The sequence below is a fragment of the Citricoccus zhacaiensis genome, assembly GCF_014645315.1.
Classification (GTDB): Bacteria; Actinomycetota; Actinomycetes; order Actinomycetales; family Micrococcaceae; genus Citricoccus; species Citricoccus zhacaiensis.
In genome coordinates, this window is sequence record NZ_BMLQ01000004.1 from 254,559 (window position 1) to 280,006 (window position 25,448).

The window sequence follows — 25,448 nt, forward strand, 5'->3', positions numbered from 1 at the left end:
CGGAATCCTAGGCGGTCCTCATCGTCCAGGCCTTCGCGGACCGTCCAGCGCCTCGCGGAAGGCCCGTTCGGCCGCGTCAGAGAAGGGGACGAAGACGACCGAGGCGACCGGGCCGGCGTCGGGACCGACCTCTGCGGCCATGGCGCGGCAGGTCTGCACGGCGATACGGGCCGCGTCGTCCATCGGCCAGCCGTAGACGCCGGCGGAGATCGCCGGGAAGGCCACGCTGCGGGCTCCGAGCCGGGCGGCCACGCGCAGGGATTCCCGGTAGCAGGAGGCCAGCGTCTCGGACTTGTCGATGGTCTTCGCGTACACCGGCCCCACCGTGTGGATGACCCAGCGCGGCCTCAGCCGGCCCCCCGTGGTGGCGACGGCCCTGCCGGCTGGCAAGCCGTCCGGCAGCTCGGTCTCGCGTAAGTGCTTGCATTCGGCGAGGATCTCGGGGCCGCCGCGGCGGTGGATGGCCCCATCCACGCCCCCGCCGCCGAGCAGCGTGGAATTGGCGGCGTTGACGATCGCGTCCACGGACTGGTCCGTGATGTCCCCGGGTTCGATGCGCAGTTCCATGGCGCCACGGTACGTCCCCCGCCGCGTGAGTGGGCAGATCCCGCGGCGGTCGCAGGGTCGATCGGCACATCACCTGACCAGTCACGGCCGGCCACGCTGGCATGACGGATGTCATGGAGCATCGGTGACGCTCGGCAGATCCGCTGTGGGGCACGCTTCCACAGACTGGAGGCATGAACACCACAGCCCCCAGCACTGTCCCGGGCACCGTCCCGCCTTCCGGCCAGCGATCCCCCGCGGCCGGTGCCGACCCTGCCGGCCCCGAGACCGCCGCCACCGCCCTCCACGCCACCGGCGTCCACCGTCAGTTCGGCAGCGGGGCCGGCGCGGTCCGGGCCGTCAACGGCGTCGACCTGCAGATCCAGCGTGGGGAGATCGTGGCCCTGCTCGGTCCCAATGGCGCCGGCAAGACCACCTTCCTCGACCTGGTCCTCGGCTTCACCGCCCCGACGTCCGGCTCCCTCACGGTCCTCGGGATGCCTCCGAAGCAGGCCGTGCTCGAGGGCCGGGTCGGCGCCGTGCTCCAGACCGGTGGCCTGCTGAGCGACCTCACGGTCAAGGAGACCATGTCCATGGTCGCCGCCTGCCAGCCTCGCCACATCCCGGTCGAGACCGCCCTCGAGCGGGCCGGCGCGGCACAGATCGCCGGACGCAAGGTCCGCAAGTGCTCCGGCGGCGAACAGCAGCGGTTGCGCTTCGCCCTCGCCCTGCTGACCGAACCTGACCTCCTGCTCCTGGACGAGCCCACCGCCGGCATGGACGTCCGGGCCCGCAAGGAGTTCTGGGAGACCATGCAGGCCGAGGCCGAGCGCGGCCGCACGGTAGTCTTCGCCACCCACTTCCTGCAGGAGGCCTCAGACTTCGCCGACCGGATCGTGCTGATGCGCGCCGGCCGCAAGGTGGTGGACGGTCCTGTGGACGAAGTCATCGATACCGGCCACCGCACCGTCTCCTGCGTGTGGGACGGCCCCGGTACCCCCGAGGAGGCCGCGGTGAAGCTGGGACTTCCCGACGCCGTCGCGCACCAGAACGGCCGGGTGCGGTTCACCGCACAGGACACGGACCGGCTCGCCGGCTTCCTGCTCTCCACGGGACTGGCCCACGACCTCACCATTGCGGCGGCCTCACTGGACGAGGTCTTCCTTGATCTCACGTCCGACGACGCCACGGAAGGAACCCTGACATGAGCACCACCGTTTCCCCCCAGATCCAACAGCGCCAGTATGGCCAGCAGGGCCGACACGGCCGGAAACGGTCCCGGCTGCGGATCATCACTGCCTTCGCCGGCTGGGAGTTCCTCCGCAACGCACGGATGGTCGAGTCCACCTTCTTCATCGTGGTCCTGCCCACCGTGCTCTACCTGATGTTCGGTGCCCTGTCCGCCTTCGGGGAGAGCCCGGTCGGCAACGGCACCATCGCCACCTACAACATGACCGCCATGACCGTCTACGGCGCCACGATGGCGACGAGTGCGATCGCCGGATCAGCCGCCCTGGAGCGCCAGCAAGGGTGGGGACGCCAGCTGGGCCTGACCGGGCTGACCAGCACCGGCTACATGCTCGGCAAGGTGCTGGTGGCCCTGGGCATCGCCCTGATGCCCATCGTGGTGGTCTTCACGGTCGGCTCCCTGACGGGTGCGGCCTTCGACGAAGCGTGGATGTGGCCGGCGTCCGGTGCCCTCGCCCTGCTCGGGGCCATCCCGTTCGCGCTCTACGGGCTCGCGGCGGCCCTGCTGTTCCGCTCGGAGGCGGCCGTCTCGGGGGCGTCCGGCATCCTCGTGGTCCTCGCGTTCTTCGGCAACCTGTTCATGCCGCTGTCCGGCACCCTGCTGGAGATCGCCCGGTTCACGCCGATCTACGGCATCGCGGCGCTGGCGCGGTGGCCCCAGCTGGAGGGCACGGTCGTCAGCATGGAAGACGGCGGGGCCCCGATCAGCGACCCGTTGTGGGCGATCGTGCTAAACGTAGTGGCATGGACCGTCCTCTTCGCCGCGATCTGCCTGGTCGCCTCCCGCCGTTCCACCCGGCGGGGCTGAGCTGATGCCCCGGGGGGCCAGGACCAGGCCGAAGGGGACAGAGGGGTCCGAGGTGCCAGAGGGGTCCGAGGTGCCCGCCGGCCGGATCGCCGTCCAGCCGGCGGGCCCCTTCGGGGCCGGCGAATGGCCTGAGGTCCCCCTGAAGGCCAATGAACGGGTACCCGTCCTCATCACGGCCGGGGTCTGGCTGGTGTTCCTGGTGGTGCCGCTGGTGGCCATGGTCACCGGGGATGCTCCCCTCGGGACGAAAGTGCTCGGCTGCGCCGGGCTGGCAGCCTTCGTCGCGGTCTACATGGGGCATTTCATCTGGCCGTGGCCCTGGCGCACTCTGCCGCATTGGGTGAACACCACTGCGGTCACCGCCGTCCTGCTCCTCTGTGTCCTCGCCACCATCCCGGCAGCCGGCCTCAACTCGTTCAATTTCCTGCCGTTCACGCTGGCCATCTGGATCTTCCCGCATCGACTCCGGATCGGCCTCCCGGTCTCCGTGGCCCTGTCGGCGGCCTGGGCACTGGTGGCCCTGAGCGTAGACGCCGGAGGCAGCCGCTTCTGGCTGATCATCCCCACCGTGATGTCCCTGGTGATCATGCTCGCGCTGCGCCTGGCCATGGAGCGCGAGGAACGCTCCCGCATCCTCGGTGAGGAGTTGGCCCTCTCCCGCCAGCGCGAACGGGTCGGCCGGGACGTGCACGATGTCCTGGGCCATTCCCTCACCGTCATCACCCTGAAGACAGAGCTGGCCCGCCGCCTGGTGGACGCCGACCCGGAGCAGGCCAAGGCCGAGCTCGACGAGGTCCTCGAGTTGTCCCGGCAGTCCCTGGCCGAGGTCCGCACCACCGTCGGCGGTCTGCACGCCCCGGACCTGGGCGCCCAGCTCGCCTCGGCCCGCACCGCCCTCCAGGCCGCCGGCATCGCGTTCCGTCTGCCGGAGGCCGCCTCCGTCGCCGGTTTCCGGCCCGACCGTCGCGAACTCTTCGCGTGGTGCCTCCGGGAGGCCGTCACCAATGTCATCCGCCATTCCGGCGCCTCGCACTGCACGGTCACCATCACCGCGGACCGGCTCACCGTGGCCGACGACGGCACCGGACTCGGCGCGTCGGCCTCGCCCGGCAACGGGCTCAGCGGTATGCGCCATCGGATCACCGATGCCGGCGGAACCCTGTCCCTGGGCCGGACCCATCCGGGTTCGGACCGGCCGGGTACAACGCTGGAGGTGCACCTGTGACGATTCCGACCGGCGGGGCCGACGTCGGGCCCATTCGCTTGTTGCTGGCCGATGACCAGGCCCTGGTCCGCGGGGCCCTCGCCGCGCTGCTGTCCATGGAACACGACCTCGAGGTGGTGGCGCAGGTGGGCGACGGGACCACCGTGGCGGCCACGGTGGCCGAGCTGCGCGTGGACGTGGCCCTGCTGGACATCGACATGCCGGGACTGGATGGGATCGAGGCCGCCCGGGCCATCGCCGCCGACGGGACGGGATGCCGCTCGCTGATCGTCACCACCTTTGGCCGGCCCGGCTACCTGCGGCGCGCCCTGGAGGCCGGGGCCAGTGGCTTCGTGGTGAAAGACACCCCGGCGGAGCAGCTGGCCCAGGCGGTGCGCTCCGTGCACGCGGGACGGCGGGTCGTGGACCCGTCATTGGCGGAGGAGACGCTCGTGTCCGGGTCGAATCCGCTGACCGAACGTGAGCGGGACGTGCTGCGTGCCGCGCTGAACGGTTCCAGCGTGCGGCAGATCGCCGCCGCCCTGTTCCTCTCCCCCGGTACGGTGCGCAACCACCTGTCCTCGGCCATCGGCAAGACCCACACCACCAACCGGACCGAGGCGGGCCTCGCGGCACGGGACAACGGCTGGCTGTAGATGGCTAGAGAGGGTCAGAACACCAGACCGAACGCCCACACGCCGAGGGTCATGGTGACCAGGGTGATGAGCACGATGCCGATGAGGTTCAGGTACAGCCCACCCTTGACCATCTGACCGATAGTCACATAGCCGGAGCCGAAGGCGATGGCGTTCGGCGGCGTGGCCACGGGCAGCATGAAGGCGCAGGTGGCGGCCAGTGCCACCGGGATGCACAGCAGCAGTGGGTCGATCCCGACGCCCATGGCCACCCCGCCGGCCACGGGCAGGAAGGTCGCCGCCGTGGCGGTGTTCGAGGTCAGCTCTGTCAGGAAGAGGATCGCCGTGGCCATGATGGCCACGAGCAGCCAGACGGGAATGCCGGACAGTCCGGCGACCTGCTCGCCGATCCAGTCGGCGAGTCCCGATTCGCTGAACTGAGCGGACAGGGCCAGCCCTCCGCCGAACAGCAGCAGGACGCCCCACGGCAGCTTGACCGCGGACTCCCAGTCCAGGAGCCGGACGCCCCGGGCGGCACCGGCCGGCAGCAGGAACAGCAGGAGCCCGGCGACCATGGCGATGCCCGCATCGCTGATGAGGTCCTCGAAGAGCAGCGGGATGGTGATCCAGGAGGCGGCGGCCAGCACGAAGATCGCCAGGACCCGGATCTCGCCGGAGGACATCCGCCCTAGCTTGGACAATTCGTCCGAGATGAGTTCGCGGCCTCCCGGGATCTCCTTGATCTCCGCCTTGAACAACACGCGCGTCAGCAGGAACCAGACGATGAACATCATCACGATGGACAGGGGAACACCGACGAGCATCCACTGTCCGAAGCCGATGGTCACCCCGTGGGACTCGGCCATGTAGCCGGCCAGCAGGGCATTCGGCGGCGTTCCGATCAGCGTGCCGAGCGAGCCCACGGAGGCGGCGTAGGCGATGCCGAGCATCAGGGCCGTGCCGAAGTTCGACTTGATGACGGCGTCCTTGACCTCCCCAGAGGTCGGATCAGAGGACTCCTCCACGGGATTGGACTTGTCCGCCGCCACCACGAGGGTCAGCACGGACACGCCGATCGGGATCATCATCACGGCAGTGGCGGTGTTGGACACCCACATCGAGAGGAAGCCCGTGGCGATCATGAAGCCGGCCACCACGCCGCCGGGCCGGGTGCCCATGGCCCGCACCGTCACCAAGGCGATCCGCCGGTGCAGGTCCCACCGCTGCATGGCCAGCGCCAGCATGAATCCGCCCATGAACAGGAAGATGATGTTGTTCCCGTAGGAGGCCCCCACGTCGTCCACACCGATGTCCTCCCCGAACACCGGGAAGAGGATGAGCGGCAGCAGGGCGGTCGCCGGGATCGGGATGGCCTCGGTCATCCACCACACCGCCATCAACACCGCGACGGCGGCCGTCAGCCGCGCGTTGTGCTCCACGTCCGCGGGCATCGCCAGGAACACGACGGCGGCCAGCACCAGTCCCGCGCCGAAGCCGATCCACCGCCTCAGGTGCAGGTTCCGCTCGTCCCCCGGCGCTTTCTCCCCGGGCGACCGGTGGTCGGTGTGATCGGTGGATCGTCCCCGGCCGGCCGATTCCGATGGTTCTGTCGGTTCTCTCGGTGTTGGGTCTGTGGTCTCCGAGCGCGCCTGTCCCGCAGTGTCGGACATGGTGGACCGTCCTTTCGTGGCCTGGTCAGACCGTCTGTGACTAGCACCACAGTACGGGCGGCTTCACCGGGAAATCGATGGTTGACCTGCGCCGCGACCGTGTAACCCGCACTCCCCTTCTCCTTGCCTCCTCCCTGCCTCCTCCTTGCCTCTTCCTTCCCTCTTCTGGGGCGTTCAGCGCCTCCGTGCCGGCTTCACGGCGGTGCGCACCTAACGCGTCCGTGGCCTTTGGCAGTCTGGAGGCATGGAGACTTCTGCAGTGGTGTTGGTGGCCGTGGTATGCGTGATGGCGGGCCTGGTCGTGGGCGCAGCGGCAGGCGGGTGGCTGGTCTGGACACGACTGCGCGGGACGTGGGAGGCGTCAGAGCGAGGTGCCAGGGACGAGGCCCGAGCGGCACGGACCGAGCTGTCCGAAGTCCAGGCCGCGCTGGCCGCAGCAGAGGCCGAGAGCCGGGTCCTGGCCGCCGAGCGGACGGCGGACCGGGACCGCTCCGCCGCCGAGTCCAAGGTACTGACCGCCCTCGCCCCGGTCGGACAGCGGCTGGAGACCCTGCAGCGACAAGTCGGGATGCTGGAGCGGGACCGAGTGGAGCAGTACGGGCAGTTGTCCGAGCAGCTCAAGACCGCCGCCGCCACGGACTCGGCACTCCTGGTCAACACCAGGACCCTGGTCGCCACCCTGAAGTCGACCTCGGCCCGGGGACACTGGGGCGAGGTGCAGCTGCGCCGGGTGGTGGAGGCCGCCGGGATGCTGCCCCACACCGACTTCTCCGAACAGGAGGTGCTGCGCGGAGACGAGGACCAGCTCCTCCGGCCGGACCTCGTGGTGCGGCTCCCCGGCGGGAAGTCGCTCGCCGTGGATGCCAAGGCGCCACTGGCGGCCATCCTCGAGGCCGAGGAGTTGGCCGGCGACTCGACCACCGAGGGTGCCAGCCGGCGACATGAGCTGCACCAGGCCCACGCCAAGGCCGTCCGCGCCCACGTGGACGCCCTCTCCGCCAAGGGCTACTGGCAGGGGTTGCAGGACTCGCCCGAGTTGGTGGTCTGTTTCTTGCCAGCCGAGTCCTTCCTGGCCGCCGCGCTCGAGGCCGACCCCGGCCTGCTGGACCACGCCTTCTCGAAGAACGTCGCCCTGGTGGCACCGGTATCCCTGCTGACCGCCCTGAAATCGGTCGCCTACTCCTGGCGCCAGGAGACCTTGACCGAGAACGCCCGGGAACTCTTCGCAGTCTCCCGGCAGCTCTACCAGCGCCTCGGAACCCTCGGCGGACATGTCACCAAACTGGGGAGTTCACTGAAGTCGGCGGTGGAGAAGTACAACTCCATGGTCGGCACGCTCGAGACCCGCGTGCTGCCCTCGGCCCGGCGCATCGGCGAGCTGAACCCCTCCAGCGTGGAGGGGATACCCTCTGCCCCTCCCTTGGAGTCCACGCCGCGCGTCCTGTCCGCGGCGGAACTGCTGGAGGAGCCGGATATACCTGCGTACGTGTCAGCGGATCTGCCCGTTGATCTCCGACGCCAGGCATGACGGAGGTCACACCGGAAAGAGTGGGTCCGGCGGAATAGGCCTGACGCCCTCCGGGTTGACCATGGATGACTAGTTGAAATTTCAACGTCCTTACGTGCACGCCCTGATCCTGTCTGAAAGGACACCCATGCGCATCGGCTACATCGTCGGCTCCCTCGCCCAGAACTCCATCAACCGCCGCCTGGCCAAGGCCCTCTCGGCGCTGGCCCCCGAGGGTGTGGAGTTCTTCGAGGTCTCCATCAGCGACCTGCCCCTGTACAACTCGGACTTCGATACCGACTATCCGGCCGCCGCCCTGGACTTCAAGGAGTCCGTCTCATCGGCCGACGGCATCCTGTTCCTCACCCCGGAGTACTCCCGCTCCATCTCCGCCGCCCTGAAGAACGCCATCGAGTGGGGCGCCCGCCCCTGGGGCCAGGCAGTGTGGGGCGGCGTCCCCGCCGCCGTCATTGGCACCTCTCCGGGCGGCACCGGGACCGCCATGGCCCAGCAGCACCTGCGCAACATCCTGTCCCACCTGGACATGAAGACCATGGGCCAGCCGGAGACCTTCATCCAGTCCCGCGAGGGCGCCCTCGCCGAGACCGGCGAGGTCCAGGACGCCACGCTCCTGCCGGTCCTGCAGGGCTTCGTGGACGCCCTCGTCGCGCACGTGGAGGCCAACGCCCGCGTCGCCGTCTGACCCGTCCTCCTTCCCGCGACATTGCGCGCAGCGCCTGGCGCTGCACCCGCGAGCCCCTCGACCCGAGTACCAGGGTCGAGGGGCTCGTTGCTGTTACCGCCTCGGACCTGATGCGGTGCGGTGACGACGTCTGACGACGTGGTGCCGCGGAGTCCGACCGCCTGCCCACCACGGCCGATGCCGGGATCCCACCCGCCATGCCGTAGACTGTCCGCTAGCCAGCCGGTCAGGATCCTTCCTCATCGGTGCCGGCCAGCACCGCGTTGAGTGGCTCTTGTGATGCCGCAGCCGCCAGTGCCAGGGCCGGGTCTTTCTTCCACCCGGACGGATTCCTTTTTCGTGACTTCTCTTCAGCCTGCCGCCGTTTCCGGCGGTTCTTCCACCATGCCCACTTCATCCGACTCGGAATTCGCCGAGCTCGGGGTGCCCGCCGGCCTGGCCGCCGCGCTGGCTCCGCAGGGCATCATCTCCCCCACCCCGATCCAGAAGGCCACCCTTCCGGACTCGCTCACCGGCCGTGACGTGCTCGGCCGCGGTCGGACCGGTTCCGGCAAGTCCTACGCCTTCCTGCTGCCGCTGGCCTCCCGCCTGAGCGGTGGCCGTCCGGCTGCTGCCCGCCGGCCGCGGTCGCTCATCTTGGCCCCGACCCGCGAGCTGGCCCTCCAGCTCGAGGACTCCTTCCAGCCCCTCTCCGCCGCCAGCGGCTTGTCCTCGCTGACGATCTTCGGCGGTGTCGGCCAGAACCCGCAGGTCAAGGCGCTGGCGCGCGGCGTGGACGTCCTCGTCGCCTGCCCCGGCCGCCTGCTGGACCTCATGGGCCAGGGCCACGTGGACCTGTCCGGCGTGGAGATCCTCATCATCGACGAGGCCGACCACATGGCGGACATGGGCTTCCTGCCGATGGTCCGCCGCATCCTGGACAAGGTGCCCGCCAAGGCCCAGAAGATGCTCTTCTCCGCCACCCTGGACGAGGGCGTCGGCGTGCTCGTCAAGAAGTACCTCAAGAACCCCGTGGTGCACGAGGCCGATTCGGCCGTCTCCCCGGTGGCGAAGATGGATCACCACGTGGTGTCCGTGGACGGGGATGACAAGCTGTCCGCCCTGGCCAACCTGTGCGCCGCACCGGGCCGGACCATCGTGTTCACGCGCACCAAGTACGGCGCCAAGAAGGCCGCCAAGCAGTTGCGCCAGCGCGGCGTCTCCGCCCTGGAGCTGCACGGCAACCTGTCCCAGAATGCCCGCACCCGGAACCTGGACGCCTTCCACAACGGCACCGCCGGAACCCTGGTCGCCACGGACATCGCTGCCCGCGGCATCCACGTGGACGATGTCTCCCTGGTGATCCACTCGGATCCGCCCACGGAGCACAAGGCGTACCTGCACCGTTCCGGCCGCACGGCCCGTGCGGGTCAGGCCGGCACTGTGGTGACCCTGGCCGGGCGCGAGCAGCGCAATGAGGTCCGCACCCTGATGCGCGCCGCCAAGATCACCCCGACCGTCCATGCCGACGGTGCCGACGACTCCCTGCTGGAGATGCTCGCCCCCGGTGAGCGCTCGTTCTTGGAGGCCACCGAGCTCGAGAAGCTCCTCGCCGTCTCCACGCCCAGCACTCAGCAGTCCGGCCAGAACGGCGGCGGCGGCAGCGCAGGCCAGAGCGGCGGTCGCTCCGGCGGTCGCCAGGGCGGCGGTGCCGGTGGCGGCGGCCGTTCCGGCGGTCGCACTGGTTCACGTGGTGGCCGCAACGGTGGACGCTCCGGCGGCCAAGACGGTCAGCGCGAGGGCCAGCGCGACAGCGGCCGGCCACGCGGCGACGCTCCGTCCGGTGAGCGTTCGGAACGGCCCCGCAACGGGCGCCCCTCCCAGGATCGTGCCGGCAACGGTGGCGGCCAGAGCGGTCGCGGAACCGGCCGGCCGGGCAACCGCCGCGCGGGCTCCTCGGCCGGGACGCCGACGTCGGGCGGCCGGGTGTACTCCTCGGAGACCGGTGGACGCAACACCGACTTCCGGGAGAACCGGGACCATGAGGGCGGCCGCGAAGGCCGTGGTGGCGCCGGCCGCTCCCGCGGTGGCCGCAGCCGCCGCTCCTCCAGCGCGCAGGGCTCTCCCCGCGGCTGAGCTCCGGCGGATCTCCGGCTGAACCCCAGCCGCCCCTGTCACTGGGAAGCCCCCGCATCCAGCCGGATGCGGGGGCTTCTCTCTGGGCAGAGGCGGGATCAGCCCATGGCGCCAGCGAGGGCGAAGATCGCCCAGGCGATCACGAAGCCCATGACGCCGATGAGGGTCTCCAGCACCGTCCACGTCTTCAGGGTGGTCTTGACGTCCATCCCGAAGAACCGGCCGACCAGCCAGAAGCCGGAGTCGTTGACGTGGGAGGCCACCACGGAACCGGCGCCCACGGCGAGCACCATGGCGGCCAGCTGGACGGCGTTGTAGTCCGCGGCGGCCACTCCGGCGCTCACCAGGCCGGCCGCGGTGGTCAGGGCCACGGTGGCCGAGCCCTGAGCGATGCGCAGCACGGCCGCGATGAGGAAGCCGGCGAGGATCAACGGCACACCCAGGTCAGACAGGGAGTCCTCCAGGGCGTCCCCGATACCGGAGGTGCGCAGCACGGAGCCGAACATGCCGCCGGCGCCGGTGACGAGGATGACGGAGCACACCGGCCCGAGGGCACCCTCGAGGGTCTTCTCCAGGACGGACTTGTCGGTGCCGCGGGCCCGGCCCAGGACGACCGTGGCCACCAGTAGGGTGATCAGCAGGGCCACGGGGGTCTCGCCCAGGACGCGCAGGACCTGGAACCAGGTGGCCTCGCCCGTCCCCTCGGGCAGCATGCCGCCGCGGTTGAGGGTGTCCAGGCCGGTGTTGAGGAAGATCAGGATCATCGGCAGCAGCAGAACCAGGACCACGGTCACGAACCGCGGCGGGTTCTGCTCCTCATCTGCCCGTCCGAGCAGGGAGGGCACCGGCAGTTGCCAGCGCCGGCCGGCCCAGCGCCCGAAGAGGTAGCTGGTCACGTACCAAGTGGGCAGAGCGACCAGCAGACCGAGGAGCATCACGAGGCCGACGTTGGCCTCGAAGAACGTGGCGGCAGACACCGGCCCCGGGTGTGGCGGCAGGTAGATGTGCATGACGGAGAAGGCACCGGCCACCGGCAGCCCGTAGGACAGCACCGAGCCACCGAGGCGGCGCGCCACGGCGAAGACGACGGGCAGCATGACGACCAGGCCGGCGTCGAAGAAGATGGGGAAGCCGAACAGCAGGGATGCGACGCCGAGGGCGAAGGGGGCCCGTTTCTCACCGAACCAGCCGATGAGGGTATCCGCCAGGACCTTGGCGCCGCCGGACATCTCCACGAGCCGACCGAGCATCGCCCCCAGGCCCACCAGCAGGGCGACGGTGGCCAGGGTGCTGCCGAAGCCCTCCGTCGCCGTGGAGACCACGAGGTTCGCCGGGATTCCCGCGGCGAAGGCGGTCAGGACACTGACGAGGACGAGCGCGGGGAACGCGTGCATCCGCAGGTACATGATGAGGAACAGCAACAGCACGATCGCTGCGGCGGCGATGCCGAGCAGCGGTCCGGCCCCCAGGGTAGGGGTCCATTCTTCGATGGTCATGGGTGGGCCTTCGGGTCGGAGCGCAGCCCGGCGGCCCGGTCAGGACGGGGGCTTCAGCGCATGATGGTTTGCCGCTTGCCGCCCCGGCACACGATGGTCAACGGCCGGCGGCCTCAGAGGTCGGCGACGATGGTCAGCGCCTGTTCGACAAGCTCGTCCACACTACCGGAGTTGACCAGCACCGCTCCGTCCTCGTCCGTCCCGAGTTCCTCGAGTGTCGCGAGCTGGCTGGGCACCAGCGAGGCCGGCATGAAGTGGCCCAGACGGTGTTCCATGCGATCCGTGATGACCGCCGGATCGCAGATGACGTGCAGGAAGAACACCCGGCCGGAGGCCTGGCGCAACAGGTCGCGGTAGGAACGCTTGAGCGCCGAGCAGGTGACGATGGTCCCGCCGGCGTTGGCCGCAGAGTCCATCCAGTCACGGATGGACTCCAGCCAGGGCGCGCGGTCCGCGTCTGTCAGCGGGGTCCCCGAACGCATCCTCTCGATGTTGGCGGGCGAGTGGAACTCATCGGCCTCCGCGTAGGCGCGGTCCAGCTCCTTGGCCAGGCGCTCGGCCAGCGTGGTCTTGCCCGAGCCCGAGATGCCCATCAGGACCAGGTGGACAGGCTCCTGCACGGCTGCTGGTGTACCGGATGCCATCAGTTGGCGGAGTTGGTCCGGCGGCCGCCGAGGGAGCGGTCGTTGTCCCCAACCTTCTTCATCTCGGCGCGGAGCTCCTTGGGCAGCGAGAAGATGATGTCCTCCTCGGCCGTGACGACCTCCTCCACGGTGCCGTAGCCGTACTCGGCGAGCAGCGTCAGCACCTCCTGCACCAGGACCTCCGGGACGGAGGCGCCGGAGGACAGGCCGACGGTGGCCACGCCCTCGAACCAGGACTCATCCACCTGATTGGCGAAGTCCACGCGCTCAGCACGCTGTGCACCGTACTCCACGGCGACCTCCTTGAGGCGCACGGAGTTCGAGGAGTTCGCGGAGCCGACCACGATCACGAGATCACAGGAGGGGGAGATCTTCTTGATGGCGGCCTGGCGGTTGGAGGTGGCGTAACAGATGTCATCCGAGGGTGGGTCCTGCAGGTTCGGGAACCGCTCGCGCAGGATCGAGACGATCTCCAGGGTCTCGTCCACGCTCAGGGTCGTCTGGGACAGCCAGATCAGGTTGTCAGGGTCCTCCACCTCAACGGTCCGGGCCTCCTCCGGGTTGTTGACGATGGTCGTGTGGTCGGGGGCCTCACCGTAGGTACCCTCGACCTCCTCATGGCCCTCGTGGCCGATCAGCAGGATGCTGCGGTTCTGCTTGGCGAACCGGACGGCCTCGCGGTGCACCTTGGTGACCAGCGGGCAGGTGGCGTCGATGGTCTGGAGGTTGCGTTCGGCGGCCTCGTTGACGACGGCCGGGGACACCCCGTGGGCGGAGAACACGGTCAGCGCACCCTCCGGCACCTCGTCCAGCTCCTCCACGAAAACCACGCCCTGCTGCTCGAGGGTGTCCACCACGTGCCGGTTGTGGACGATCTCCTTGCGCACGTAGACGGGCGCCCCGTGGTGCTCGAGGGCCTTCTCCACGGCGATGACGGCGCGGTCCACGCCGGCGCAGTAGCCGCGCGGCGCGGCCAGCATGACCTTCTTGTCCCCGCTCACGACGGCGGCGGCCTCCACATCCTCGCGGGTGCGGCGGGCACGGGGCACCTGGGGCATCCCGATGGCGACCGGCGAACCGGCGGTGGGGGCGGGGGCGGCAGCGGCTGCGGAGGGAACGGCTGCTGAGAGAACGGCGGACATATGTTCCAGTCTACCGGCGTACCGGGCACGGGCCACCTGCGGGTGAGGCACGCCTCAATGCCCGGTGCGGCCCCCGGAGCGCAAGCCGGAAGCCAGGCCCACGAGCAGGCCGAGCGCGGCGACCACCCCGCCGCCCACGATCAGGATCAGGGTGTCCGGCATCGCGTAGTCGCGGATACCCTCCAGCAGCGACTCGGCGGCGACCCGGGCGATGCCCTGCAAGTCTGTGGCGGGCTCCATCCGTCCCAGTGCCCACCGGCTGACTCCCCCGGCTGCCAGGACCGCGAGGCCGGCGATGAACAGCGGGGTGCCCTTCCGGCGGCGCGGCGCTGCCCATAACGCCAACAAGGTCAGCACGGCGGCTGTTCCGGCCAGCCAGGGCCAGCGGTACAGGTTGTCCACGACCAGAACGACGGCGTCCATGGGCACCGTGTCGGGGTCCGGAACGGCGAGGTCCACGGACAGCAGCGACTCCCCCGTCTCGCCAGCACCTGCGTCCATCCCCTCCCGCAGCATCTCCGCCACGGCCTCGCCGCCGGGCACCCCGGAGATGGCCTCGGCCATCCGGTCCAGACCGAGGTCCACGAGCGGTGCCGCCTGCAGGTGTACGGTGCCGGACACAGCAGCCTCCGCACCTCCGCCGTCCGCCGCACCGCCAGCACCCGAGGTGCCGGCCGGCGTCGTGCCCTCGGTGGCGAGGCGGTCGATGCGGCTGACCCAGTCCAGTCGGGTCTCCTCCAGGACCGCGGACCAGGCCGCCGGGAAGCGGTCGTCCTCGACGAGGCCGCTGGCGACCCCCTCCACGAGCCTGGAGGCGGCAGACTGGGCGAATCCCGGCATCTCCTCCGGCAACTGGTCCTCGACGAGCGAGCTGATCTCCCCGGGCAGGGCCTCCCGCAGCTGTGGGTCCTCGGACATCGGGGCGGCGATCTGCTGCAGCGGCCCCGGGGTGTAGACCAAAGCCTCGGCCCGGGCCCCCACGAGGGACAGGGCCGCGAGCAGGCCGGCGAGCACGGCCAGCAGGATGGACAGTACCGTGCGCATGTTGGCTCCGTTCGCTCAGGTGGATGTAGCCAGGGTGGCACACGTCGGGCGTATCCCGTCCTAGCCTAGAGAGAGAATGGCATGACGACCCTGCCACCGAGGAGACACATCACGCATGGACGACCAGCCGTCACCGGTACCCCTCCCGGCCACCGCCTCCGGGACCGCGCCGGATGCCCCGTGGCCGCTGCGGGTCCTCTCGGAGAACCTCAAGAAGTACTTCGAGCGTGCTCCGGAGGCCTGGATCGAGGGGCAGCTGATCGAGTTCAAGGTGATTCGCGGCAATGCCTGGATGACCCTGCGTGACCTGGACGAGGATTACTCGCTGCCGGTGACCGCCTGGCGGAATGTGGCCTCCACTCTAGAGGGCGCAGTGGAGCAGGGCTCCCGCGTGGTGGCCTGCGTCAGACCCAGCTTCTACACGAAGACCGGCCGGCTGAACATGATCGCCTCCGCCATGCGGCCGGTCGGCATCGGGGACCTGCTGGCCCGGGTGGAGAAGCTCCGCCGCACGCTGGAGGCCGAGGGCCTGACCTCGGCGGCCCGCAAACGGCCGCTGCCCGTGCTGCCGCACCTGATCGGCTTGGTCACGGGCAAGAACTCGGACGCCCTCAAGGACGTCATGCGCAACGCCCACCTTCGCTGGCCCGAGGCCCGCTTCGAGGTCCGCGAGGTGGCCGTGCAGGGGGCGAACGCGCCGGCGGAGGTGATGGCCGCCGTCGCCGAGCTGGACGCCCACCCGGAGGTGGACGTGATCATCATCGCCCGCGGTGGCGGCGCACTCGAGGAGGTCGTGCTGCCGTTCTCGGACGAGGCCCTCGTCCGCGCCGTGGCCGCCACGCGCACCCCGGTGGTCTCCGCCATCGGGCACGAGGCCGACCGCCCCGTACTGGATGACGTGGCCGATGTGCGGGCCTCCACCCCCACGGACGCCGCCAAGCGAGTGGTCCCGGACGCCACGCTCGAGCGTGAGGCGATCTCCGCGGCCCGGATGCGCCTGGCCTCCGGCGTGGAACGCCTGGTGCTGCAGGAGTCCCAGTCCCTGCAGGCTCTGCGCACCCGGCCCGTGATGGCCCAACCGGAACGTCTGGTGGACGAACGCGCACAGGACCTGGAGCGGTGGCGGGGGCGGGCCCGCACCTCGCTCTCCGGCCGGCTGGACCGGGAGCACGACGCCGTAGGGCACCTGCGCGCGAGGGTGCGGTCCCTGTCCCCCCAGAAGACCCTGGACCGCGGCTATGCGGTCGTCCAGCACGAGGGCGAGGTGGTCCGCCACGCTGGCCGGGTCGCCGTCGGGGACCGGCTGGACATCCTGGTGGCCGCCGGCCGGGTGGGCGCCACCGTCACGGACACCACCGATCCCGCTGATGCTGCCGACCACACCGACATCACCTCAACCACGACCACGACCACCGAGGAGACCGCATGAGCGACGCGACCGAGAACACCGACCCCACTACCTCGGGTCCGGAGGGAGCCGCCGTGGGGGGGTTCTCCGCGGCGGACACCTCGGACATCGCCACCCTCAGCTATGAGCAGGCACGGTCCGAACTCGTCGAGACGGTGACCCGGCTGGAGACCGGCGGGGCCGGCCTGGAGGAGTCCCTGGCCCTCTGGGAGCGGGGCGAAGCCCTCGCCGACCGCTGCGAAGAGTGGTTGAACGGGGCCCGGGCGAAGCTCGACGAGGTCCGGGCCAAGACGGCCGACCGAACGGACTGAAGATCCGCCCGGCCACAGCCGGGCCGGGATCGGACGGCCCGGCCAGGCGGTCTGACCGGTTCAGGCGGACTCAGGCGGTCTGGCCGGAGTGCTTTCCCTCGGCGAACTCCTCCACCATCTTGGCGTTGAAGGCGTCCAGGTCACCCGGGTTGCGGCTGGTGGTCAGACCCTGGTCCACCACCACCTGCTCGTCCACCCAGGTGGCGCCGGCATTCTTCAGGTCCTCGGAGAGCGAGTGGTAGCTGGTGAGCTTGCGCCCCTGGACCACGCCGGCATTGATGAGGGTCCACGGTGCGTGGCAGATGGCCGCCACCGGCTTGTGCGCCTCGAAGAACCCGCGAACGAATTCCTGGACACTGGCGTCCACGCGGAGTGCATCCGCGTTCAAGGTGCCGCCGGGCATGACCAGGCCGTCGAAATCCGAGGCAGAGACGGAACCGGCGGCGTGATCGACGGTGAAGGTGTCCCCGTGCTCCCAGTCACCGTTCATGGCGGTGATGGTGCCGGGCTCGACCGAGACGAGCCGGGGCTGTCCCCCGGCGGCGATGACGGCATCCCACGGCGAGGTGAGTTCGACCTGCTCCACCCCACGGGTGGCGAGGAAGGCAATGGACTTTCCCTGGAGCTGCTGTGTAGTCATGCCCCACCCTAAGCACGTTCCCCCGGGGCCAGTGCAAGCCCTGTTCGCCGACGGCGGCACGCAACGCCTTCATTGACCTCGTGATATCACGGGGCTAGCCTCTGCAAGGTTGAAGCGAAAAACGTCATGAGCATCACTCAAGGCAACACAACCGCCGGTTGACCACGCACCTCTGGTCGCTGGCAATTCGGAGGGGACCGCACCGTCATGCCCAACATCCTTGATCGAGAGGCCATTGTTGCCCCTCGACAATTCAACCGCTGGCTGATCCCGGCCGCCGCACTGGCGATCCACCTGTGCATCGGCCAGGTCTATGCCTTCAGCGTCTTCAAGATCCCCATGATGGGCCACTTCGGCACCGGTGAGGTCGCCGTCGGGTGGATCTTCTCCGTGGCGATCGCCATGCTCGGCCTGGCCGCGGCCTTCGGGGGTACCTGGGTGGAGCGTTCCGGGCCCCGCAAGTCCATGGTCGTCGCCGGTTCCTTCTGGGTGGTCGGCTTCCTCGTGGCCACCCTGGGCCTGGCCACCGACCAGCTCTGGCTGGTCTATCTGGGCTACGGCGTGATCGGCGGCATCGGCCTCGGCATCGGATACATCTCCCCCGTGTCCACGCTCATGAAGTGGTTTCCGGACCGGCCGGGCCTGGCCACCGGCCTGGCCATCATGGGCTTCGGCGGCGGCGCGCTCATCGCCAGCCCCATGTCCAACGGCTTGATGTCCTTCTTCGGAGGCGGATCCGAGGCCGAGCAGCTGGAAGCGGGCCTCATGCAGACCTTCCTGACGCTGGCCGGCATCTACGCCGTGGTCATCGCCCTCGGTGCGATCGTGATCCGTGTCCCCCATCCGGACTGGAAGCCCACCGGTTGGGATCCCTCGAAGGCCGCCAGCAAGCCGATGCAGACCAAGGGCAACGTGTCCGCCAACTCGGCCCTGAAGACACGGCAATTCTGGTTGCTGTGGATCGTCCTGTTCTGCAACGTCACGGCCGGCATCGGCATCCTGGAGAACGCTGCCCCGATGATCCAGGACTACTTCGATTGGATCACCCCGGCCGCGGCCGCTGGCTTCGTCGGCCTGTTGTCCATCGCGAACATGGCCGGTCGGTTCGTCTGGTCCACCACTTCGGACTACTGGGGACGAAAGAACAACTACATGATGTACCTGGGCATCGGGCTGGCCATGTATCTGGTCATCGCCCTCATGGGTGGGGCCAATCTGGTGGTCTTCATCATCGCCACCATGGTCATCATCTCCTTCTACGGCGGTGGCTTCTCCACCGTGCCGGCCTATCTGAAGGACATGTTCGGCGTGTACCAGGTCGGGGCCATCCACGGGCGTCTGCTGACCGCGTGGTCAGCGGCCGGTGTGGCCGGTCCGCTGATCGTCAACAGCGTCATCGAGGCGCAGGCCGCAGCCGGACTCACCGGAGCCGACCTCTACACCGCCTCGCTGTACATCATGGTCGGCCTGCTGGCCGTCGGCTTCATCGCCAACCTGCTGGTCCGTCCGGTCGACAAGAAACACTACGTGCCTGAGGATCGGGTGCGCGAGAAGGAGCCCATCACATGAGCAACAGCACCGAGAACTCCCACGAGGACCTCTCCCGGGCCGAGGCTGCCGCCGGCGGCAGCGCCCCGGCCCGAGACACCGGCGGTCCGTACCGCGCCGTGGCCGTCTTCCTCGCGCTGATCGTCATCGCGGCCCTGGCCTACGGCCTGATCGACACGGGCATCAAGGCCTCGGCGCTTTTCACCGGCTGAGACCGAGCGTCCTTCACAGACCGACGACGGACCGGGGGCCGTGCACTGGATCCGGTGCACGGCCCCCGGTCCGTCTGCATGCGGCCGTATCAGGTAGGGATCGACTGACTATCAGCTGGCGGCGAGACGCTTCTGCTCTGCCGCCACGTCGAAATCGGCCGGCGGCCAGTCCAGGTTCATACCCTCCAGCACGCTGATCATCAGCTCCTGGACGGCGATCCGCGAGTACCACTTGCGGTTGGCCGGGACGATGAACCAGGGAGCGTCATCGGTGTCCGTCTCGCCGATGGCGGCCCGGTACGCCTCCATGTACTCGTCCCAATACGCCCGTTCATCCACATCTGAGGGGCTGTACTTCCAGAACTTGTCCGGGCGCTGCAGCCGCTCAGCCAGGCGCTCCTTCTGCTCATCCTTGGACAGGTGCAGCATGACCTTGATGATGCGGGTTCCACCCGCCACGAGTTCCTGCTCGAACGCACGGATGTCCGCGTAGCGTTGCTCGATCTCCTCCATCGGAACCAGTCCGCGGACCCGGTGGATCAGCACATCCTCGTAGTGAGACCGGTCCCAGACGCCCACGTAGCCGTCCTGCGGGACATGCGGGCGGATGCGCCAGAGGAAGTGCTGCTGCTTCTCCTCCTCGGTGGGAGCCTTGAAGGCCGCGTCCTCCACCCCCTGGGGGTCCATCGCGCCGATCACGTGCCGCATGATCCCGCCCTTGCCGGCGGTGTCCATCGCCTGGACCACCAGTAGCAGGGAGCGGCCCCGCCCGTGCTCGTCCAGGGTGCCGGCCACGCCGTTGGCGTAGAGCAGCTCCTGGAGTTCGGCCAGCCGTTCGGCACGGGCCTGGAGGGTGGCCTCCCCCTCGGCCTTGCCGCCGAGGTAGCCCGGTTTGGTGTCCGGGTCCACGTCGACCGGCCCCAAGGGCGCCGGGGGCTCCGGCGCCCCCGGCGCACCATCAGAGGAGCGGGCCCGCAGCACACGCCACGGGTCCAGATTGAACTCCATCACGTGCCTTTTAACGCTCACGGTAGTCCTCCAGGAAATCGGCGATGCGGCCGATGCCCTCCTCCAGGTCCCGCACGTTCGGCAGCGTGACGAGGCGGAAGTGGTCGGTGTCCGGCCAGTTGAAGGCGCGGCCGTGGGAGACCAGGATCTTCTGGGCCCGCAGCAGCTCGATGACGAACTTCTCATCGTCCTCGATCCGGTAGACCTCCGGATCCAGCCGCGGGAACAGGTACAGGGCACCCTGGGCCGGCTGCACGCTCACCCCGGGAATCTCGGACAGCAGCTTCTGCGCCAGGTTGCGCTGTTCCAGCAACCGTCCGCCCGGCAGGATGAGGTCGTTGACGGACTGGTAACCACCCAGGGCGGTCTGGATGGCGTGCTGGGCCGGGACATTGGCGCACATGCGCATGTTGGCCAGCAGGGTCAGGCCCTCGAGGAAGTCCGTGGCCCGGTGCTTGGGCCCGGAGATGGCCACCCAGCCGGAGCGGAACCCGGCCACCCGGTAGGCCTTGGACAGCCCCGAGAAGGTCAGGGTCACCACGTCGTCGGACAGTCCGGCCGCGTTGATGTGGCGGGCGCCGTCGTACAGGATCTTCTCGTAGATCTCATCACTCATCAGCACCAGGTTGTGCCGGCGGGCGATGTCCACGATCCCGTTGAGCACCTGGCGGGAGTAGACCGCCCCGGTGGGGTTGTTCGGGTTGATGATGACGATGGCCTTGGTCCGGTCCGTCACCTTGGACTCGATGTCCTCGAGGTCCGGGGACCAGCCCTCCTCCTCGACGCAGCGGTAGTGCACCGCGTTGCCGCCCGAGAGGGTGGTGGCACCCGTCCACAGCGGGTAGTCCGGGGCGGGGATGAGCACCTCGTCGCCGTCGTCCACGAGCGCCTGCAGCACCATCGAGATCAGTTCGGAGACGCCGTTGCCGATGAAGACGTCCTCCACGTCGATGCCCATGATCCCGCGGGACTGGTAGTACTGGCTGACCGCGGTCCGGGCCGAGTAGATGCCGCGGGAGTCGGAGTACCCCTGGGCGTGCGGCAGGTGGGAGACCATGTCCTTGAGGATGGCATCCGGGGCCTCGAAGCCGAAGGGGGCCGGATTGCCGATGTTCAGCTTCATGATGCGGTGGCCCGCCGCCTCCATGCGCTGGGCCTCTTCCAGGATCGGTCCGCGCACGTCATAGCGCACGTTGAGGAGCTTCGAAGACTGCTTGATCTGACCGGTCCGTGTCTTTGCCATGGGCCCCATCCTAGAACCGCGGGCCGGCGGATCGCGGGAGTGACGGCGGGACACTGCGGGTCCTCCCGCACTGTCTTGCCTGCGGCGCTCTCGCGACTGCGAGCGGACAGCCGGTCAGAACCAGTTCTCGGGAGTCTCCTCGAGTCCGGCGGAGACGAGCCAGTACTGGGCGGCCTCCTCGCCCGGGAGGCGGTCCGGTCCGGTGGCGAGCCGCTGGAGTTCGACCAGCATCTCACCGTTGAGTTTCCCGGCGACCTCGTTCACCGCGTCCGACGCCCCCTGGGGCAGGACGTCCGGTTCGGCCACCATGAGCACGCGTCCTTCCGGAAGCACCCGGCCCGCGTCCCCGAGGGGTTCCAGGGCGTGGTCGGGGATCGCCGGGTCGGTCCCGTACAGCAGCGCGACGTCGGCCCGTCCGGTCACCAGGTCCACGGCGGCACCGGCCTCGCCCTCCTCGATCCACTCGGCCGGTTCGCAGCCGGCCAGCACGTCCAGCCGCTCGCCGTGCACGGCCGCGGCGGAGGCCGGGGCGAACACCATCCGGTCGCACAGGCCGTTGAGGTCGGTGAGCTCTTCCATCTCGTACAGCCCGGACAGCGCCGAGGTGGTGACCGCCTGCAGCCGCATGGTGCCCGAGGAGGCCCCGATCACCTCGGTGTCCTCCGGGAAGTACTCGGAGACCATCGCCGTGGTGCCCTGGGCATCTGCTGCGGGACGCCCCTCGGGCAGGGGCGTGGGCGAGCCCGTGGCGGTCGGATGGCCGGTCGGCGAGGCCGGGGCGGGGTCCGACGGCGGCGCGCTGGGTGACGCTGTCGCGCTCACAGCGGAGCTCGGGCCGGCTGCGGACGGGGTGCCGGAGCCGGACGCCGCGGGCGACGGAGACGGCGTCGGGACCTCTCCGGCGAGCAGGTCCGGAACGAGCTGTGTGGCCATGGCGAGGGTGTCCACCACGGCGACCTGCTGTTCCCCGGCCGCGCCCCAGGGTTCGGCGGACGGCTCTCCCACGGCCGCGGGGAAGCCCTTGTTCTCGAGGTGGCGCGCCAGCACCACGGCCAGCAGCTGTTCCTCCGGACGGGACCCGGTGATGACGGAGACGGGCGTCTGGGTCGGGGATGTCGTGGCCGCAGGGGTGCCCTCGGCCGTCGGGTCGTCATGGCCCGGGGTGGGCGTGCAGCCGGCCAGGACGCCGGCCGCCAGCGCGGTGGCCGCGATCAGGCCGCCGGCCTTCTGCGCCCTCATCGGCTGACCCCGGCGAGCTCGAGGGCCCGGTGGACGGTCGGCGAGGTGCGGTGGCGGTGCAGCTCCGCGAGGGGGATCCAGGCGGCGTCGATGGAGGATCCGTCCACCTCCGGACGCAGTTCGCCGGAGACGATGGCGGCACGGTACAGGACCTGGACGGTCAGCAGGGGGCGTCCCGGGTGGGAGATGCGGTGGCCACCCTCGATAGTGCGGCTGGTGACGCCGAGCAGGTCGCCCAGCTCGGCCAGGTAGCCGGTCTCCTCCATGATCTCTCGCACGCAGGCCTCGTGGGGTTGCTCCCCCAATTCCACCTGGCCGCCGGGCAGCGTCCAGATGTTCTCGGTGGGTCCCTCCCAGAGGCTCAGCAGGAGTGCACGGTCACGGATGACGACGCCGTAGGCGCCGACCCGGCTGTCGAAATCCATGCTCACCAGTCTAGATGTTGGGGACGGGCGCGTCTGGAATACTGGATGGGTTGCAGAGCACACAGGAACGACATGGGATCACGAAGGGCTGGGATGACCGAGCACGACGGCGCTGAGCCGACGCCGGAGCTGCCGGAGGACCTCACGGTCCGCCTGAACGCCGTCCTGGCCCGCCGTTCGCCGACGGGAGGGCCCCAGGGCGAGCCGGACACGGCCCGCGGCTGGCTGGACGTCTCCTACGAGGCTGCCTACGCCGAGGACCTGGCGCGTGCCACCCGTGCTGCCGAGGCGGGCCTGACGGCACCCGGCGGCCGCGACCCGGTCAACCGTGCCAGCCTGTACCGGGCCCTGGCCTCCGTGGCCGCGCTGACCGGCGACCATGCCGCCGCCACCCGTCACATCGCCGACCGCGCCCAGGTCCTGGCCGAGGCCGGCTACCCGCACCAGGCCCGGTTGGAGGCCGAGCTCGGCACCATGTTGCTCCGTGAGCCCGAATCGTTCGAGGCCACCGTGCTGGAGGGCGTGCTGGAGGGCGAGCGGACCCGGTCCGCCCACTCCGTGGATACCGTGCTGCCCGACGTGCTGGCGGCCCTGGCCGTCCGGCAGGTCGAGGACGGTCGGTTCGATCCCGCCGTCGACCTGCTGGAGGAATGCCTCGAGATCCTCGATGCCCGGGTGGCCGCCGGCGTACCGGTGCCCCCGGAGTCGTTGGCGTCCACGCGCATGTTCCTGGCCCACGTCCGTCTGATGGGCCACGAGCCGGAAAGGTCCGCCGAGGTTGCCGATGAGGTCCTCGCCGGTCAGGCCAATCGCGCCGTGCGGGCCGCCATGTGGATGCTGAAGGCCGTCGTCGCCCATGAACGGGGGGATTCGGCCACTGCCATCCTCGATGCCCTGCGCTCGGTGGAACTGCACGCCGCCGCCGGGGTGCGCAAGGGTGCCGCCTCGGCCGCGGCCCTGCTGGCCGGCATGGCGGACGACGCCGGCGACCAGCAGGCCTCCATCCTCGCCTGGAAGGTGGCCGTGGCCCAGGCCGAGCAGGGGGAGGTCCCGGAGGCCTCGGACCTGACGCTCGCCTTGGGGCACCAGTTGCTGGAGGCCGAGGAGCATGCCCTCGCCGAACGCGTGCTGGCCGGCCTGGTGCGCCGCGAGGAGGCCGCCCGGCGACTGCCCGGCCTGGCCCGCGCGTTGGTGGACCTGGGCCATGCGGCCCGTCATCAGAACCGGCCCGCAGAGGCCCTGGAGCATTGGGGCCGTGCCTCCACCCTGTTCGAGCAGGCCGGTGCCACCGATGAGGCGGCCCGCATGTACCTCGCCTCCGGCGCCCTGCTGAACCGGCAGGAGAAACCGGAGGAAGCCGCCGAGCGGTTCGCCCGTGCCGTGGAGCTGGCCCGCCGGGGCGAAGGCCCCGATGGTTCTGAGGACAACGATCCCGCGGTCCTCCCCCAGGCCCTGCACGCGCTCGGGCACGTCCTGTGCGAGTTGGGCGAGGAGCGCGGGGTGGCCCTGCTGGATGAGGCCATCGCCCTGGCCCAGGACTCCTCCGCGTCTTGGTACGAGGCCGACTTCACGGACACCCGGGCCCGCGGCCTGTGGGCCCTGCGCAAGGGCGCGGCCGCCGTGTCCTCCGCCCTCACAGCAGCGGACCTGTTCGCCGCCTCGGAGGACGCCATGGCCTCCTCCAACGCCGAGCTGTTCGCCGCCTACGTCCTGCTGGAGCAGGAGCGTGCCGAGGAGGCTGCCTCCCTCTTCCGGATGATCACCGAGCAGGAGGACACCGCCCGGTACCTGAGGATGGCCGCCTGGCTCGGGCTGGCCCAGTCCCTGGACCTGTCCGGGGACGAGGAGGGCGCCACGAAGGCACGCCTCGAGGCCGATGCCGCCGCCAGCACGGAGGACCCCGACGGTGCCCAGACTGGTCAGACCGGCCAGGCGGGCACGGCGGACAGTGGTCCGGACAGCGACCGAGAGACCGACTGACGGACTGACCGGCTGACCGGCGCCGGCGGACTCGGCCGAACTGACCTGGCCGCCCGTTCTCTTTCACCGGTTTCTCATGCGGAACGGGCGGTTTCTCATCTTGGACTCATGATCACGCGCGATCATGGAGGGCATGAAGAACGCCGGGAAGGGACTCAAGGCCACCGTCATCATGATGGTGGTCGCGGTCATGGCAGCCCTGGGAATCGCCGTGGTCTCCGCTCAGCCGAGGCCGGTGGACCTCGGCGCGATGATCGCCGTGAGTGATGCCCCGTCCGCGAGCGAGCGCAACGCTCCGTCCTCGGCCGGCGTCGCCTCCACTCCGCCCGGCACCGCCTCCCCCTCCCCTTCTCCGTCTCCGTCGTCTTCCGGCAGCTCGTCCGGAGCTGCCACCGAGCCCCCGTCCTCTCGGGTCAAGATCTCCTCCAAGCCCGGTCCGTCGACCACCGCCCCGGCCGAGGACGGGTCCGGTTCCGGCGGCTCTGGTTCGGGTGGTTCCGGCTCGGACTCACGTCTCGCCGTGCCGGCTCCCCAGCCGGTGCCAAACCCCGCACCCCAGCAGCCCACGTACGACGACGATGATGACGACGATGACTGGGATGATGACGAGGACGATGACGACTGGGAGGATGACGATGATGACGACGACTGATCGCCACCGCACTCCCGGAA

Annotated in this window: 24 protein-coding genes; 13 read left to right on the top strand and 11 right to left on the bottom strand. The window is 69.8% G+C overall.

Annotated features, from left to right (window positions below; translation table 11 throughout):
- Positions 1-18: 18 nt before the first annotated feature.
- On the bottom strand, positions 19-567 hold the full coding sequence (locus tag IEX49_RS08485) for an O-acetyl-ADP-ribose deacetylase (RefSeq protein ID WP_188805724.1): 549 nt from the start codon (positions 565-567) through the stop codon (positions 19-21).
- Positions 568-740: 173 nt separating this feature from the next.
- Here IEX49_RS08485 and IEX49_RS08490 point away from each other — a divergent pair, with 173 nt between their 5' ends.
- Genes IEX49_RS08490 through IEX49_RS08505 form a run of 4 tightly spaced genes read left to right on the top strand, consistent with a single transcriptional unit; the run spans position 741 to position 4,462 of the window.
- The gene (locus IEX49_RS08490; RefSeq protein ID WP_188805725.1) at positions 741-1,754 is read left to right on the top strand and encodes an ABC transporter ATP-binding protein; all 1,014 of its coding nucleotides are present in this window, start codon (positions 741-743) and stop codon (positions 1,752-1,754) included.
- A complete protein-coding gene (locus tag IEX49_RS08495) occupies positions 1,751-2,602 on the top strand; it encodes an ABC transporter permease (protein WP_229672434.1) in 852 nt (283 codons plus the stop codon). Before IEX49_RS08490 ends, IEX49_RS08495 begins: the two co-directional genes overlap by 4 nt.
- Positions 2,603-2,654: 52 nt before the next feature.
- Positions 2,655-3,827 (top strand): sensor histidine kinase, encoded by a 1,173-nt coding sequence (locus IEX49_RS08500; RefSeq protein ID WP_229672439.1) that lies wholly within the window; start codon positions 2,655-2,657, stop codon positions 3,825-3,827.
- A complete protein-coding gene (locus tag IEX49_RS08505) occupies positions 3,824-4,462 on the top strand; it encodes a response regulator transcription factor (protein WP_229672441.1) in 639 nt (212 codons plus the stop codon). The genes IEX49_RS08500 and IEX49_RS08505 overlap by 4 nt, the downstream gene beginning before the upstream one ends.
- Before the next feature lie 14 nt (positions 4,463-4,476).
- On the opposite strand, the gene IEX49_RS08510 is transcribed toward IEX49_RS08505, so the two are convergent.
- The gene (locus tag IEX49_RS08510) at positions 4,477-6,111 is read right to left on the bottom strand and encodes an SLC13 family permease (protein WP_188805727.1); all 1,635 of its coding nucleotides are present in this window, start codon (positions 6,109-6,111) and stop codon (positions 4,477-4,479) included.
- 244 nt (positions 6,112-6,355) lie between these two features.
- On the opposite strand from IEX49_RS08510, the gene IEX49_RS08515 reads away from it, so the two are divergent.
- From IEX49_RS08515 to IEX49_RS08525, 3 genes are all read left to right on the top strand, one after another.
- A complete protein-coding gene (locus IEX49_RS08515; RefSeq protein WP_188805728.1) occupies positions 6,356-7,639 on the top strand; it encodes a DNA recombination protein RmuC in 1,284 nt (427 codons plus the stop codon).
- A gap of 127 nt (positions 7,640-7,766) precedes the next feature.
- The gene (locus IEX49_RS08520) at positions 7,767-8,321 is read left to right on the top strand and encodes an NADPH-dependent FMN reductase (RefSeq protein WP_188805729.1); all 555 of its coding nucleotides are present in this window, start codon (positions 7,767-7,769) and stop codon (positions 8,319-8,321) included.
- A gap of 384 nt (positions 8,322-8,705) precedes the next feature.
- The gene (locus IEX49_RS08525) at positions 8,706-10,436 is read left to right on the top strand and encodes a DEAD/DEAH box helicase (RefSeq protein WP_188805730.1); all 1,731 of its coding nucleotides are present in this window, start codon (positions 8,706-8,708) and stop codon (positions 10,434-10,436) included.
- Between the two features lie 98 nt (positions 10,437-10,534).
- Here IEX49_RS08525 and IEX49_RS08530 read toward each other — a convergent pair whose 3' ends face one another.
- The 4 genes from IEX49_RS08530 to IEX49_RS08545 form a co-directional block, all read right to left on the bottom strand.
- Positions 10,535-11,932: a GntP family permease gene (locus tag IEX49_RS08530; protein ID WP_188805731.1), complete on the bottom strand. Its 1,398-nt coding sequence runs from the start codon at positions 11,930-11,932 to the stop codon at positions 10,535-10,537.
- Positions 11,933-12,045: 113 nt separating this feature from the next.
- Complete coding sequence (locus tag IEX49_RS08535) at positions 12,046-12,552, bottom strand: gluconokinase (RefSeq protein WP_373286701.1); 507 nt, start codon at positions 12,550-12,552, stop codon at positions 12,046-12,048.
- Between the two features lie 23 nt (positions 12,553-12,575).
- Positions 12,576-13,634: a 4-hydroxy-3-methylbut-2-enyl diphosphate reductase gene (locus IEX49_RS08540; protein ID WP_188805858.1), complete on the bottom strand. Its 1,059-nt coding sequence runs from the start codon at positions 13,632-13,634 to the stop codon at positions 12,576-12,578.
- A 138-nt stretch (positions 13,635-13,772) separates the two neighbouring features.
- On the bottom strand, positions 13,773-14,762 hold the full coding sequence (locus tag IEX49_RS08545) for a hypothetical protein (protein ID WP_188805733.1): 990 nt from the start codon (positions 14,760-14,762) through the stop codon (positions 13,773-13,775).
- 115 nt (positions 14,763-14,877) lie between these two features.
- Here IEX49_RS08545 and xseA point away from each other — a divergent pair, with 115 nt between their 5' ends.
- Entirely contained in the window at positions 14,878-16,191 is a 1,314-nt protein-coding gene (gene xseA, locus IEX49_RS08550; protein WP_188805734.1) for an exodeoxyribonuclease VII large subunit, read from the top strand.
- On the top strand, positions 16,188-16,481 hold the full coding sequence (locus IEX49_RS08555) for an exodeoxyribonuclease VII small subunit (RefSeq protein WP_188805735.1): 294 nt from the start codon (positions 16,188-16,190) through the stop codon (positions 16,479-16,481). Before xseA ends, IEX49_RS08555 begins: the two co-directional genes overlap by 4 nt.
- 70 nt (positions 16,482-16,551) lie before the next feature.
- Here the strand turns inward: IEX49_RS08555 and IEX49_RS08560 are convergent, their stop codons facing one another.
- On the bottom strand, positions 16,552-17,121 hold the full coding sequence (locus IEX49_RS08560) for a type 1 glutamine amidotransferase domain-containing protein (RefSeq protein ID WP_188805736.1): 570 nt from the start codon (positions 17,119-17,121) through the stop codon (positions 16,552-16,554).
- A gap of 207 nt (positions 17,122-17,328) precedes the next feature.
- On the opposite strand from IEX49_RS08560, the gene IEX49_RS08565 reads away from it, so the two are divergent.
- The gene (locus IEX49_RS08565; RefSeq protein ID WP_188805737.1) at positions 17,329-18,690 is read left to right on the top strand and encodes an L-lactate MFS transporter; all 1,362 of its coding nucleotides are present in this window, start codon (positions 17,329-17,331) and stop codon (positions 18,688-18,690) included.
- Positions 18,687-18,881 (top strand): MFS transporter small subunit, encoded by a 195-nt coding sequence (locus IEX49_RS08570; protein ID WP_188805738.1) that lies wholly within the window; start codon positions 18,687-18,689, stop codon positions 18,879-18,881. The genes IEX49_RS08565 and IEX49_RS08570 overlap by 4 nt, the downstream gene beginning before the upstream one ends.
- A 111-nt stretch (positions 18,882-18,992) precedes the next feature.
- On the opposite strand, the gene IEX49_RS08575 is transcribed toward IEX49_RS08570, so the two are convergent.
- The 4 genes from IEX49_RS08575 to IEX49_RS08590 all read right to left on the bottom strand — a co-directional run bounded on the left by IEX49_RS08575 (position 18,993) and on the right by IEX49_RS08590 (position 22,796).
- Positions 18,993-19,889, bottom strand: a complete 897-nt coding sequence (locus IEX49_RS08575; protein WP_188805859.1) for a PPK2 family polyphosphate kinase — start codon at positions 19,887-19,889, stop codon at positions 18,993-18,995.
- 10 nt (positions 19,890-19,899) lie between these two features.
- A complete protein-coding gene (locus IEX49_RS08580; protein WP_188805739.1) occupies positions 19,900-21,132 on the bottom strand; it encodes a pyridoxal phosphate-dependent aminotransferase in 1,233 nt (410 codons plus the stop codon).
- A gap of 114 nt (positions 21,133-21,246) precedes the next feature.
- Positions 21,247-22,371 (bottom strand): type 2 periplasmic-binding domain-containing protein, encoded by a 1,125-nt coding sequence (locus IEX49_RS08585; RefSeq protein ID WP_188805740.1) that lies wholly within the window; start codon positions 22,369-22,371, stop codon positions 21,247-21,249.
- Positions 22,368-22,796, bottom strand: a complete 429-nt coding sequence (locus IEX49_RS08590; RefSeq protein WP_188805741.1) for an NUDIX hydrolase — start codon at positions 22,794-22,796, stop codon at positions 22,368-22,370. The genes IEX49_RS08585 and IEX49_RS08590 overlap by 4 nt, the downstream gene beginning before the upstream one ends.
- Before the next feature lie 93 nt (positions 22,797-22,889).
- Here IEX49_RS08590 and IEX49_RS08595 point away from each other — a divergent pair, with 93 nt between their 5' ends.
- Both IEX49_RS08595 and IEX49_RS08600 read left to right on the top strand, forming a co-directional pair.
- Positions 22,890-24,776, top strand: a complete 1,887-nt coding sequence (locus IEX49_RS08595; protein WP_188805742.1) for a tetratricopeptide repeat protein — start codon at positions 22,890-22,892, stop codon at positions 24,774-24,776.
- A 133-nt stretch (positions 24,777-24,909) separates the two neighbouring features.
- Positions 24,910-25,428 (top strand): hypothetical protein, encoded by a 519-nt coding sequence (locus IEX49_RS08600; protein WP_188805875.1) that lies wholly within the window; start codon positions 24,910-24,912, stop codon positions 25,426-25,428.
- Positions 25,429-25,448: the final 20 nt, after the last annotated feature.